The organism is Rhizobium sp. MHM7A, from assembly GCF_005862215.1.
GTDB classification, from domain to species: Bacteria; Pseudomonadota; Alphaproteobacteria; order Rhizobiales; family Rhizobiaceae; genus Rhizobium; species Rhizobium bangladeshense.
On the sequence record NZ_VCHT01000014.1, the window covers coordinates 1 to 13,407 of the forward strand.

The window sequence follows — 13,407 nt, forward strand, 5'->3', positions numbered from 1 at the left end:
TCGACGCGCGCCATGACGAAGCGGCGGTTGGCGACGCCGGTGAGTTCGTCGGGGTAGGAGGCCTTGATCGCCTGGTCCCGATCCTGCCGGACGGGGCGGCCATGGACCTTGAGACGGGTGATGTCGCTGGCAATGCAGAGCATCCAGCCGTTCTTCTGCACCGCCTCGGTCATCCACAGCCAGCGGCCGTCGGAAAGATCCGTTTCGAAGGCGCGATAGCCGATCTTGCCGCGGCGCGACTGGGTGGAGCGCAGCCACTCCTCGAAATTCTCCGTGCGGATGACGGTGCCGCGGCCGAGATGGAAATTGCGCCGCATCAGATCCGGCCAGAGCGGCGTTTCCTCCGGCTCGATGAAATAGGCCGAGCGAAAGGCGCTGTTGGCATAGCGCAGCCGATCGTCCCCATCATAGACCGCCATCAGCGTTTCCGTCTGTGCGGAAAGATGGAGAAGCTGTTCGATTGTCTCGTCCATAAAGCACCCTGTCTGGTTGCCCCGGCAAGAGATGGCGCAGAAATCCTATGAGAAAAGAGCCGCCCGGCAAGCAAAGGCGCTTGCCGTGATTACGGAAGCGTCAACGCGCCGCGCCGATGGTGATTGATATCGGCTGCGCCCGGATTGGAACGAACAGCCATCCGGCGTTGCAGGGCTGGTCTTTCCGCCGAAGTGAAACAGCCGCGGAGGCGGTGGCGACACCTCCCAGCGCGTGCCGGGGCTGAAACAGTTGCCCCGGCGCAGATATGCACCTGCAAATTACTTGACTGCGATAATCAAGGATTATACGCCCTTCGGCCAGTTTTCTGCCAATCCGAAGCGCGAGCATGATCCCCGCCGACCTCATTTCTGAAATCGCTCGCGCCGATCAGCGCCCGGCCCTCATCTTCGCCGATGGACGGACGCTCTCCTATGCTGACCTCAACGCCCGCACGCTGCGCTTTGCCGAACGGCTGGGACGCGGCGAAAAGCGGCTTGTGGCGATTTCGGCCGATCTCTCGGAACATGTGATCATCGCCTATCTCGGCGCCTTGCGCGCCGGCCATGCAGTGGCCATGCTGCCGCCCTGCGACGACAGGCTGTGGCGAGAGTTCCTGTCAGCCTTTCAGCCGGACTTCACCTTCCGCTCGGCCGATGGCCGCTGGCGGCTCGTCGAGGAAAGCCGGCCGGGGCAGAGCGCCGGGCCGCTGCATCCGGATCTCGCTCTGCTGCTGATGACATCGGGCAGTTCGGGGCTGGCGAAAGCCGTTCGCCTTTCGCACGCCAATCTTGACGCCAATGCGCGCTCGATCGCTTCCTATCTCGAGCTCTCCCCTGCCGACAGGACCGCGCTCGTCCTGCCGCTTCACTATTCCTACGGCCTCTCCGTGCTGCATTCGCATCTGGTTGCCGGCGGCAGCATCTTCATTCCTGGCGTCTCCGTGGTCAGCGAGGATTTCGCAAGACTGCTCGGCGACAGCGGCTGCACCAACCTTTCGGGCGTGCCCTATTCCTATGAGCTGATGGAAAAGACCGGTTTCCGGACAAACGCGCTGAAGACGCTGCGCTTCATGACGGTGGCGGGCGGCCGGCTGGCGCCGGAACTGATCCGCCTCTACCGCGACCATATGCGCGCGAGCGGCGGCCGCTTCTTCGTCATGTACGGTCAAACCGAGGCCGCCGCCCGCATCGCCTTCGTGCCGCCGGAAAGCCTGGCGGATGATGAAGAGCGGATCGGCATCGCCATTCCAGGCGGCAGCCTCAGCCTCGTTGGCGATGACGGGCGTCCGCTCGACCGAGCCGGTGTTGCCGGAGAGCTCGTTTATGCCGGGGCGAATGTGATGATGGGCTATGGAGCCGATCGCGCCGATCTTCAGCGGGGGGCCGAGGTCGCGGCATTGATGACCGGCGACATCGCCATGCGCGACGAGGACGGTTTCTTCCGGATCGTCGGCCGCAAGAGCCGTTTCGCCAAGGTCGCGGGGCTCAGGATCGGCTTCGACATCATGGAGCAGGTTCTGGCCGAAGCGGGGATCGCCGCTGCCGTCGTCGGCGACGATCACGGGCTGCAGGCTTATGTGACCGATGCGGGTGACGCCAACCGGGCGCTCCAGGTGCTGGTCGAGGCGAGCCATCTTCCCGCCAGCCTTGTTACCCTCAGGACGCGGAGCGAGCTCCCGAGGCTTGCCTCCGGCAAGGTCGACTATGCGGTCCTCGGCGAGGAGATGCTGGCGGCGCGCGAGACGAGCCGTGCGGCTGTGCTCAGCGTGCTCGACGCCTATGCGGGGGTGTTCTATCCCCACACGGTCAGCCGCAACGACAGCTTCGTCTCGCTCGGCGGCGATTCGCTGCGCTTCCTGCAATTGACGATGGCGCTCGACCGGCTTGGCGTCGAGCTGCCGGAAGGCTGGGAGCAGAGGCGGATCGCCGAGCTCGATATAGCCCCGCGGGTCACCGCGCCGGGCCGGAGCGCGGAGTTGAGGGCGCTGCCGACCGATCTGGTTCTGAGGGCTATCGCCATCCTGCTCGTCGTCACCCATCACGAGATGCTCTGGCCCATTCCTGGCGGATCGGGCGTGATGCTGCTGCTCGTCGGCTTCAGCCTGGCGCGCTTCCAATCGGGCCATTTCCTCGCAGGCAATTTCCGCCATGCGCTGCGGCCGGCGGTCAATGTCCTCATTCCCTATTTTCTGATCATCGCCACTTATGCGCTCGCCTGGGGCACCATTCCCTGGGCCTCGATCACGCTGACCGGCAATTTCGGCTATGCCGAGCCGGAGCGTCACGAGATGCTTCCCTATCTCTACTGGTTCATCGAAGCCTATGCGCAGACGCTTCTCGTCTTCTCGCTGATTTTTGCGGCGCCTCAGGTGCGCAGCCTGGCGCGGGCGCAGCCCTTTGCCTTCTCGCTGGCGCTGCTGGGGCTCGCAGTCGCGGCGCGTTTTTCCCTGCCGCACGTCTTCGATATCGGCAATCGGCAGATTTTCACCCTCTACTGGGGCCTGCATCTCGGCATGTTCGGCTGGTGCGCGGGGCTCGCCGGCAAGCCGGCGCAACGGATCATGTTGACGGTCATTGCCGCCGCCGTGCTCGGTTATCTCGCCTTCTGGGAAACGCTGTGGATCGGCACGACGGTCAAATATCTGACGATCTTTTCCGCACTGATGGCGCTTCTCTACCTGCCGCGCATTCCCCTGCCAGTGCGGCTGGGGCGCCTGGTGACACTGATCGCCGTCTCGGCCTTTCCGATCTACCTGCTGCACCGTTTCGTACCGGAACTGCTGATGCCTGAGGCCGCGGGCCTGCTGCCGGCTCCCCTCTTCCATCTGCTGGCGATATCAGGCGGCCTGGCGGTCGGCATCATCGCCAACAGAACCGCGGCGGAGCTTCGCGATGTGCTTGGCGCGCTGGCTCCGGCTCGCGGCACGGGCGGGCGCGCCATGGCGGCGGAGACGGTCTGAGCCGGTTCAGCGCGTCGCACGGCTCACGCAGCTCCGGCGAAACTGCGGATATATGAGCGGCCACGCACGAAAAGCTTGCATGCAAGCAATAAATCGGATGTCCTGAACAAGGCTTCCGTGGTGGTGGGGCGACGCCAAATGAAAACGCTCGACACGCGAATTCGGTTCACAGGTGAGCGGCGGCAGGTTACCGCCCTCTTCTATGACATTGTCGGCTCCACGGAGCTTTTGCTGCGCAGTGAGCCGGAGAAATTCTTCCGATCGGTTTCGGCGTTACATCAGAGTGCCGAAACGATCATCAACAAGCACGGAGGCTTTCTTCATCAGCGGCTCGGCGATGGCGGCTGCTGTTTCTTCGGATTTCCCGAGCAGTCCGAAGATGCCGCCGAAAGCGCGGTGCAGGCCGCTCTGGAGCTGCTGCAGATCGCTACCGGCAGCAAAGCCAGAGCGCGCACGCCGTTCCGCCTGCGGATCGGGGTCGCCACCGGCCTGGTGGTCTTCTCCAACGAAGGCGATGAGCTCGTCGGCACGGCGCCGGTGCTGGCCGCGCGCCTGCAGGCGGAGGCCGAGCCCAATTCGGTGCTCGTCGCCGATTCCACAGTCCAGCTCACCCGGCACAAATTCGATTACAGCCTGCTGCGCGAGGCAAGGCTGAAGGGTTTTGACGATCCGGTTGCGCTCTGGCGGCCGCAGCAGCGGCGCCGCTCGGCCGCCGAAGCTTCGCCCTCCCGGGAGCCCGAACGGCCGATCCGGGGCAGAGACAAGGAACTTGCCGCCCTCTCCATCGCCTGGAATTCGGCGCTCCGCGGCAAGGGGAGCCTGATCGCCGTCGTCGGCGAGGCGGGCATCGGCAAATCCAGGCTGGTCGGCGAATTCGCCGGGCATTTGCGGCAGACCGCGCATGAGACCATCGTCCTTCAGTGCGGCAGGCGCCTGGAGAGCCAGCCGCTGCATCCCTTCCTTTCGTTCCTCGAGACGCTGATCGGCGAGGCTTCGGCGCTCAGGGATGGCGACAGTGAGCCCTTGCTGCAGGCGCTTCGGACATCCGGTCGGGAGATTGAGGCAGGCGTCGCCGAGGCGATCCTCACCTTCACGACCGAGCGTTCCGCAGCGCCGTCGCGCAATATCCGCGTCTCCGACCCTTCCGGACTCGCCTTCCGGCGGAAGGTGATCGAGGCCGCGGCCGAGATCCTGACCTGCAAGTCGCCCGCCGTGCCGACGGTGCTCGTCTTCGAGGATGTTCACTGGGCCGACGACATGACGCTGGAGCTGATCGACAGGCTGGGATCGCTCGCCGCCGGGCTGCCGCTCCTCGTGGTGCAGACATCGAGAATCCGGCGGTCGCTCGCGGTTGCAACCGAGATCGAGCTGTCGGGGCTGAGCGCTGCCGCGGTGCGCGATCTCGTTGCCTCGATCTGGGGCGAACATCCGCCGCCCGGCCTTTCGGATTTCATTCTCGATCAATGCGACGGCATGCCGCTCTACGCCGAGGAACTGGCCAATTTCTTCCGCGGCAGGCAGCCATTGGGCCAGTCGCCCTCCGAATGGAAAGGGCTGCTGCGGGAGGGCAGCGTCACCTCGCTCAACGATCTGCTTTCGGCCAAACTCGCGGCGACCGGTTCGGCCCGGCGGGCGGCGCAAATTGCGAGCGTCATCGGCCGCGAATTCAGCATTTCGCTGCTCGTCTACCTGCTTGAAGGCGTCAGTCGCCGCAGTGTCGACGTCGATATCGACCGGCTGCTTGCGCAGGGAATCATCGAGCGTTCCGCCGTCGTCCACGGTTCCTTTCAGTTCCGGCACGTTCTGGCGCAGGAGGCCGCCTATGCCAGCCTTCTGAAGAGCGACCGGCGCCGCATCCACCGGCGGATTGCCGATCTGCTGATCGCAGAGTCAAAACCCAGCCTGCCGGCTGCGATCGCCGCCTGGCAATGCGCCGAGGCGGGCCTGCATGACGCCGCCGCCCGGTTCGCCTTGGCGGCGGCGGAAGCAAGCGTGCTGCGCTTTGCCATGCACGAGGCGAACGTCTCGCTCGAACTCTGTGCGCGCGCGGTCGCGAGCCTCTCCCGCCGCCACCCCGAGCGCACCGAGCTCGCCCTCAGCCTCAGCGAATTGCAGGGCGTCGTGGCGACCGCCCTCGAAGGCGAGGGATCGGAGAACGCGCGCCGGATCTATTCCCGCGCCATGCAGCGTCTGCGCAAGGAGCCGCCCGCCATGCGGACGAACCATTTCCCGGTCTATTGGGGCTGGTGGTTCACGGCGCCGAACATCCTGACGCAGCAGTCGCGAGCGCGCATTCTCGTCGGCGACATGCAGGCGGTCGAGGATCGGGAGACCAGGCTTCAATCCTATCACTGCGGATGGGCGACCAGCTTCCACGCCGGCGAGCACGGCTTCTGCCTCGATTGCGTTGCCGGCGGCCTTCAGCTCTACGATCCGGAACGCGCGGTCAGGAATCGCGCCTTTTTCGGCGGGCATGACGCCAAGGTCTGCGGGCTCGGCGAGAGCGCCCTCTCCTATCTGCTGCTCGACCAATCCGAGGCGTGTGAAACAGCGATCGGGCGGTGCCTGGAATGGGCGGCCGCGACCGATCACGCCGGCAGCATGGTGCATGCGCTTTATTACGCCATCGTGCTCCGCCGCTGCCAAAGCCGCTACGACGATGTGCAGGCGCTCGGCGAACGGATGCTGGCCCTTGCCGAGCGGCACGGGCTGGCCGCCAGCCGGGCGCGCGCCAACATGTATTGCGGCTGGGCGGAGCTGATGACCTCGACCGGTAAACGCGGCCGGGAGCGTTTCGAGGAGGGTCTGCTGCAGCAGCAGCAACTGGGGACGGACGATAATGTCTCGATGCACAGCGACATGCATGCGCAGGTACTGCGGCGGCTCGGCAAGCCGGCCGAGGCGCTCGCCATCATCCGGAATGCGATTACTGTCGGCCGCAGCAGCGGCCAGCGGTTTTGGCTGGCCGAACTCTATCGCCTCAGCGCCGAACTGAGGTTCGAACTGCACGAGCCTTTCTCGGTGATCAGGAGAGATCTGACGCGCGCGATGCAGGTTGCCGAAGGGCAGAAAGCCGCCTGGCTCGTCGAACGCGCCAGCCGGGCGCTCGCCGAAATGACGAGGCCTTAGGGAGAAGCGCGATGGACGACGGGGGGCTCGACGCCATCTTCGACATGCCCCTCGCCTCGCCTGCGGATCCATGGCGGACGGTGCAGCGCATTCTGGCGCGCAGGCGCGAATACGGCATCACCCGGCTCGGTTCGGTCACCGAGCTCGACCGGATCGGCATTCCCGTCGTCCAGGTCGTCAGGCCGCGGGCGCTTTCCGTCGCCGTCAGCCAGGGCAAAGGCCTGACCGTGCCGCTGGCGGCGATCTCTGGCCTGATGGAAGCGCTTGAGGGATGGGCCTCGGAGCGGATTGCCGCCGACCGCGTCTTCACCGCGACCTTCGGCGCGATGAATCGGGAGATTAACTGGTCCTATCTTGGCGCCGGGCGAGACGTGGAGAGGCTTGGCTGGATCGACGGGCTTGACCTCCTTTCCGGCCGAAGAATGGCCGTGCCGCTGGCGCTTGTCGATTCCGCCTATACCATGCCGTCGCCGCATCCGCATTGGCTGCCGAGAGATACGACAGGTCTTGCGGCCGGCACCAGCCTGACTGGCGCCGTCCGGCATGCCTGCCTGGAAATCTTGGAGCGGCAGGCGCGCTGCACGGCGATGAAGACGCCGCATTTCTTCGACCGCTTCCAGATCGACAGCCGCTCGGTCCGCTCCGGCAGCGCCGGTCAGATCCTGCAGCGGCTTGCCAAGGCCGGTTTCGTCACCGGCATCTGGCAGATCCCGGCGCCGCACGCCCTGCCGATCTACTGGTGCCACGTGATGGAGGATGAAAGCAGAGCCCCCTTTGCGCCCCTGCCGGCCGAAGGCTTCGGCTGCGACGTCAGCCACGATCGCGCGCTGACCAGGGCCTTGCTGGAAGCCTGCCAGTCCCGCCTCGGCGTCATTTCGGCGGCGCGCGACGATATCAGCACGGAGCTTTACGCCTATCCCGACGCGGGAGAACTGGCGGCCTGGCGAGGCCAGCTGGCAAGAGGCGGCCGCTCCTTCTGCGACGACGGGGCTGCCGGCGAAGAGCGGTCGATCCGGCCGATCGTCGACGCCCTGGCGCTGGCCGGCGCCAAGGCGGCCATTCTGGTCGTTCTGCATGGGGATGATCAGATCCCGCTTCACGTCGTGCGGGTGGTTGCGCCGCCGCTGGAAACCAATCCGGAGGCCGATCTTGCGCGATGACATCGTGGTGTTTCTCGGCCCCACACTCTCCGAGGCGGATGCCCGGACCTGTCTGGATGCGATCTACCTTCCGCCGGCCGGCTGCGCCGATATCGTGCGGGCCGTGGCGCGCTACGCGCCGGCGGCGATCGTCCTGATCGACGGCGCCTTCGCGCAGCGCCCGGCCGTCCGCCACCAGGAGATCCTCTGGGCGATCGCCCGGGGTGTGGCGGTCCATGGCGCGGCGAGCATCGGCGCGCTTCGGGCCGCCGAACTCGCCCCCTACGGCATGATCGGGCATGGGCTGATCTATCGATGGTATCGCAGGTTCCCGCTTGCCGACGATGCCGACGTCACCGTGCCGATGGCGCCGGCCGCGCTCGGATCGCGCGCACTCGGCGACGCGCTCATCGACATCAGGCTGGCGCTCAGAAGGGCCGAGCGCCTGGGGCTGATCGACAGACCCTTGAGATGGCAGCTTGAATTGCTGGCGCGCTCGCTTCACTTCAGCGAAAGATCGTTCTCCAGGCTTTTGACGGCCGCTGAAAAATACTCGGACCCCAGGCGCCAGCGCGAAGCACTAAAAGGCTGGCTGAGAGCCGAAACCGCAAGCCAGAAGCGGACCGATGCGGTAAATCTTCTGAAATATCTGGCTGATCCGAAGATCAACAGATCGACCGAGCACCATCCTGGCGATTTTGAACTTACGGAGTCATTTGCCAACGATATGGAGTATTTTGATCTGCTAGACACGCTATTGTCGAATGACTGATAATACTGCTATAGTCCGCGATCGCTTGACGTTGGGCAACGAGCGGTGGGGGCAGCATTGGATGCCATCACACATCCGCAGGGCGCAGGTGAGGCAGCCGCTTCGGAGCGGCGGCTGGGCACGCGTTTCCTCGTCTTTCCGCAGCCACCCTTCATTCCCGGCTATGAAAAGCCCGAAGTGGTGTGGATCGGGCCTTCAGCGGGGCCGATCCTGGCCGGGCCATCCGACGGCAGGATCTATGTGGCCAATCCCGTCGAAGCGAAATCTCCCTATGCCGCGCCCTATATCCCGCCCTATCCGGGCCTGCTCAGGCCGCCGGCCGAGCCGGATGCCGACGGGCATTTCGATCACATCGGGCCCGGCTCGCCGGCATTCCTTGCGGCCCACAGCTATGCCTGCGCCCGCCGTGTTCTCGACATCTGCGAAGGTTATCTGGGACGCCCGCTCGTCTGGTTCTTTCAGCCGACGCTGGAACGGCTGGAAATCATTCCGCGCATCCCGCATTGGCAAAACGCGCAATCCGGCTTCGGCTTCCTCGAACTGGGTGAGAGCGAAGGCAAACGCCCGGCCTCCTGTTTCGCGCTGAATTTCGACGCGGTCGCCCACGAAATGGGCCACCTCATTCTCTTGAGCGAACTCGGCATTCTCGAAGGCGACGGCGCCGGCAGCGATTTCTTCTCCTACCATGAGGCGATCGCCGATTTCATATCGCTGCTGGGATTGCTGCACTTCGACACGGCGCTCGACCGGCTGCTGCGCCGCACCGGCGGAAATCTGCTGTTGCACAACGAACTCGACAAATTCGCCGAGCTCAGCCAAGAGAAACAGCTGCGGTCACTCAACAACTCGCTTCGCATCGGCGATGTCAGCCGCGAGGTGCACGACCAGTCGAAACCCTTTGCATCAGGCCTTTTCGACTGCCTCATCGAGGTCTACCAGTCGCTGCTCTTCGAGCGCGGCCTGTCGGATATCGATCCGAGGCGGTTCAGCGATCTGCGCCGGCAGATGGCGCCGGTGCTGCTGGAAAAAGGGCTGCAGAAATCAGCAGCCTCCTATGAGCTGACGCATTTTGCGGTGAAGGCCGCCCTGCAGGAGGCGCGCGACATCGTCGGCGAGGCGATTGTCCGCTCATGGCAATATCTCGACCCCGACAGCCTGACCTTCGAAGCGGCGGCGTCAGCCTTCCTCGAGGCGGCAAGCCGCGGGCGCGGGGTGGCTTTTCTCGATCAGCTCGAAGATTGCATGAGGTGGCGCGGCATTTTTTAACCAATGACGGGAGGCATCGATGGCAGACGACAGCGTTCCAGCACCTTCTGGACCCCGCTATAAAGCGGATGAGATCATACTTTACGGCATAGATTTGAATGACGCCAACGGCGTTGCTCATCTGGATGTAGGCCTGGTGAGAAAAGCGGAATTGCAGATAAAGCTGGTGAGCGGCGTCCACATCACCGGTTCGACGGTGGTTGCCTATGGCTACGCCTTCGAAGGTCACTGCTACAGGCTCGATTCAACCCGCATTTTTGTTGTTACAGGTCCAGTTGCCGAGGAGGCCAAGGGCTGCGGCTTTGACAAAGACCTGGGCTACAAGATGTGGCGGATCACCGCATCTGAACAGATCCTCGAAATCTCAACCGCCTTTGGCGACGCAAGGACCCTCATTCTGGATTCGCAACTGCCCGGCAAGAGGTCTCCCAGTTCCTACGCCATCACCTTGAGGATGGCGCACCGCAATGGTCGCCTCAATAACGAGTAGGTCGGTTCTGCAGCAACGGGAGGCAATTATGGCATATGAAGTTGAGCTCTACATTGCGAGTACCCACGCATCGATCACAGTGAAAGACTGGCTTAGCGATAGCCCCTGCGCGGATGTTCAGACGGGTAAAAAACTTGAGAACGTTCCAGTAAACCCGAGGGATACTTTCCATGTGCTGATTGGGCAGCAAGACGGCGTAGGTGCTGTCATCATCCACGAAACGGTGTCAGGTGTCACGCATGTGCCTACTGAGTACGAAATTCCGGCCGACCTCGATGGGACCGGAAAAATCACGTTCCCCAAAGGAAAGAGCGCGTTGCAAAGCCAACTCGACAACCTTGATGCGCAGGTCAAGGCTTTAGCGAGCCAAGCTGCGAGCAATAAACCCGGAAGCAACGAAGCCGCACGCTCTGGCTCTCAGGGTACACCGCGCGGAAAAAAATGAACGGCTGACTCCAGGGTCGGCCGCACTAGCGCATGACATCGCGGGGCCGCAGGGTTGCGGCCCACTTTGGCTGGACTTTTCGCCCCGACTACTGTGCGGCTGCCTTTACAGCACCTCCCTGCAGATCCGCCTCGTCCGCAACGATGGCGGCGGCCTCGTCGAGCAGGATGTCCTTGGCCTTCTTGCGAGCATTTTCCATGGCGATATCGGCGCTCAGGCTGCGCTCGTCCGCCTGCAGGCCGTCGTCTCCGGTGAGGTTTTCGCCATCGCCGGCTTCGGCCCGCGCCTTGAAACGGGCCTCACGAGCCGCCGCTTCCTTGCGGCGTTCGGCTTCATTCAGGGAGACGACGCCTTTCTCGCGCTGCGCCTTCAGATCCGCAATATCCTGCAGCAGGCGCTGGAAGTCCTGATCGTCTTTGACCCGCGCCTCGTGGCGGCCCTGCAAGGCCGGCAGCAATGCCGTGATATCGCCTTCGGGCTTATATTTCGCCGGCTTGATCTCCGCCCATGGCAGGGCATTGTCAAAGCTGGTCTCGCCGAAGCTCGCGGGATCAGACAGTCCGGGCAGGCTGATATCAGGGGTGACTCCGCGCAGCTGCGTCGTGCCGCCATTGACCCGGAAAAACTGGGCGATCGTCACCTTCAGCTCCCCGTATTCGGGTTTGCTGTTGCGGACGATCTGGTCGAGATCGACGACGGTCTGAACCGTGCCCTTGCCGAAGCTGGGTTCGCCGATGATCACGCCGCGCCCGTAATCCTGGATCGCCGCGGCAAAAATCTCCGAAGCCGAGGCCGAGCCGCGATTGATCAGGACGCCCATCGGGCCTGTCCAGGCGGGTTTTCCAAGGTCGGCGCTCCTGACGTCGATCTTGCCGTTGCCGGCGCGCTGCTGAACGACCGGGCCCTTGCCGATGAAGAGGCCGGTGAGATCAATCGCCTCCTCCAGCGAACCGCCGCCATTGTTGCGCAGGTCGATGAGAACGCCGTCGACCTGTTCCTGGTTCAGCTCGGCAAGAAGCTTGGCGACATCGCGGCTGGCGCTCTTGTAATCCTTGTCGCCCTTGTTCTTGGCTTCGAAATCCTCGTAGAAGACCGGCAGGGTGATAATGCCGATCCTGCGCGTGGCCTCGCCCGCCTTGACCGAAAGCACGGTCTTCCTCGCCGCCTGTTTATCGAGGCTGATCTTGTCGCGCACCAGGCTGATGACGCGATGCACGCCATCGGCGCCGGCATCGGCCGGCAGGATGTCGAGGCGCACGATGGAGCCTTTCTTGCCGCGGATCATCTGCACGACTTCATCGAGGCGGGTGCCCACCACTTCCTTGATCGGCCCGTCCTTGCCCTGGCCGACGCCGGTAATGCGGTCGCCGACGGCGAGCTTGCCGGAGAGCTGCGCCGGCCCGCCGGGCACGAGCTCGCGGATCGTCGTGTAATCGTCGCGCTCCTGCAGCACCGCGCCGATGCCGAACAGCGACAGCTTCATCGAGACATTGAAGTCGGCAGAGGCGGCCGCGCCGAAATAATCGGTGTGCGGGTCGGTCGACGTCGCATAGGCATCCATGAAGGACTGGAACACGTCGTCGCTCTTGAATTTGTAGGCGCGCTCGAGCGTGTTTTCATAGCGTTTGTCGAGCGTTTCGCGAATGGCCGCGTCGTCCTTGCCGCCGAGCTTCAAGCGCAGCCAATCGTTCTTGACGCGCTTTCGCCAGAGATCATCGCTCTCGGCTTTCGACTGCGGCCAGGGGGCCTTTTCGCGCAGCACCGTATAGTCTTCCTTGCCACTGAAATCGAAGCCCTGCTTCAGCAGGCTGCGCGCATAGGTCATGCGGTCGACCACGCGCTGCTGATAGGCGTTGAACATCGCAAACGGGATCTTCAAGTCCTGCCGCTCGATGGCATCGTCGATCTCGCTGCGGTCGGCCATGAACTTGTCGATGTCGGCCTGCAGGAAGAGCATGCGGTCGGGATCGAGCGACTTGATGAACTGATCCATGACCCTCGCCGACAGGGCGTCGTCGAGCGGGACCGGCTTGTAGCTGTATCGCGAGAGAAACTGCGCGCTCAACTCGGCGGCCTGCGCCTGCCGCGCCAGAGGCTTCAAGACAGGCGGCGCTGCGACCTCAGCATAGGCGGACTGTGCAATTGCAAGAAATGCACCGAGAAGAAAACAGGCTATGCGCATCGAACGAGAATCCAATTCTTATGCCGAAGTGTCGTTAGAGTGATTTAAGTGGGGCAATTGTGGTTTTTTGGCAACCGGCCGGCAAATGGGATGGCCGGGAAAGCCGGGGAAAACGCTCCGGCACCAATTTTGGGAGGTCGGGGATCGCCTGCACCGGCGCGCTTACAAAGTTTGGGTTGACCGCTTTCGACGGCGAGGCGACAGTTGCAGCTGCAGCAAGGCAGGAGGAAAGACGATGGACGAACCGGACCGCTGGCGCCCCATGGCAAGTGCACCGAGAGACGGCAGCCGGATCCTGGTGACGATCCGCGCCTCCGAACAGGGGCCGGCGGAAGTCGACCTCGCCTATTGGTCGCATGGCGATCAGTTCGCCGGAGAAGGCTGGCGCGCGTCCGATTCCTCGCCGGGGCACATCATCGAATATGCCGAGCCGGAGTTGAAGTGCTGGATGCCGATGCCCTCGGCCAACCGCACCTCGATGCCCTCGCCCTGGGAAGGCGACGACGAGCAGCTCGACGGCTCGGGGATTTGAAGACAGCCAGATAGTCTTT

Annotated in this window: 9 protein-coding genes and 1 pseudogene; 8 read left to right on the forward strand and 2 right to left on the reverse strand. The window is 63.8% G+C overall.

Annotation, left to right across the window (positions count from 1 at the left end):
- Positions 1-473 (reverse strand): annotated as a pseudogene (locus FFR93_RS31545) (GGDEF domain-containing protein); the annotation flags it as partial.
- 347 nt (positions 474-820) lie between these two features.
- Between FFR93_RS31545 and FFR93_RS31550 the strand changes: the two are divergent.
- The 7 genes from FFR93_RS31550 to FFR93_RS31580 all read left to right on the forward strand — a co-directional run bounded on the left by FFR93_RS31550 (position 821) and on the right by FFR93_RS31580 (position 10,674).
- Positions 821-3,433: an AMP-binding protein gene (locus FFR93_RS31550; RefSeq protein WP_138396088.1), complete on the forward strand. Its 2,613-nt coding sequence runs from the start codon at positions 821-823 to the stop codon at positions 3,431-3,433.
- A gap of 138 nt (positions 3,434-3,571) precedes the next feature.
- The gene (locus FFR93_RS31555) at positions 3,572-6,562 is read left to right on the forward strand and encodes an AAA family ATPase (RefSeq protein WP_138396089.1); all 2,991 of its coding nucleotides are present in this window, start codon (positions 3,572-3,574) and stop codon (positions 6,560-6,562) included.
- 11 nt (positions 6,563-6,573) lie between these two features.
- Entirely contained in the window at positions 6,574-7,722 is a 1,149-nt protein-coding gene (locus FFR93_RS31560) for a YcaO-like family protein (protein WP_138396090.1), read from the forward strand.
- Entirely contained in the window at positions 7,712-8,473 is a 762-nt protein-coding gene (locus FFR93_RS31565; RefSeq protein WP_138396091.1) for a TfuA-like protein, read from the forward strand. The genes FFR93_RS31560 and FFR93_RS31565 overlap by 11 nt, the downstream gene beginning before the upstream one ends.
- Positions 8,474-8,518: 45 nt before the next feature.
- Positions 8,519-9,739 (forward strand): hypothetical protein, encoded by a 1,221-nt coding sequence (locus tag FFR93_RS31570; protein WP_138396092.1) that lies wholly within the window; start codon positions 8,519-8,521, stop codon positions 9,737-9,739.
- 19 nt (positions 9,740-9,758) lie between these two features.
- Entirely contained in the window at positions 9,759-10,229 is a 471-nt protein-coding gene (locus FFR93_RS31575) for a hypothetical protein (protein ID WP_064713235.1), read from the forward strand.
- 28 nt (positions 10,230-10,257) lie between these two features.
- On the forward strand, positions 10,258-10,674 hold the full coding sequence (locus tag FFR93_RS31580; RefSeq protein WP_138396093.1) for a hypothetical protein: 417 nt from the start codon (positions 10,258-10,260) through the stop codon (positions 10,672-10,674).
- A gap of 88 nt (positions 10,675-10,762) precedes the next feature.
- On the opposite strand, the gene FFR93_RS31585 is transcribed toward FFR93_RS31580, so the two are convergent.
- Entirely contained in the window at positions 10,763-12,856 is a 2,094-nt protein-coding gene (locus FFR93_RS31585) for a carboxy terminal-processing peptidase (RefSeq protein ID WP_138396094.1), read from the reverse strand.
- Positions 12,857-13,091: 235 nt separating this feature from the next.
- Here FFR93_RS31585 and FFR93_RS31590 point away from each other — a divergent pair, with 235 nt between their 5' ends.
- Positions 13,092-13,388, forward strand: a complete 297-nt coding sequence (locus FFR93_RS31590) for a hypothetical protein (RefSeq protein ID WP_138396095.1) — start codon at positions 13,092-13,094, stop codon at positions 13,386-13,388.
- Positions 13,389-13,407 lie beyond the last annotated feature (19 nt).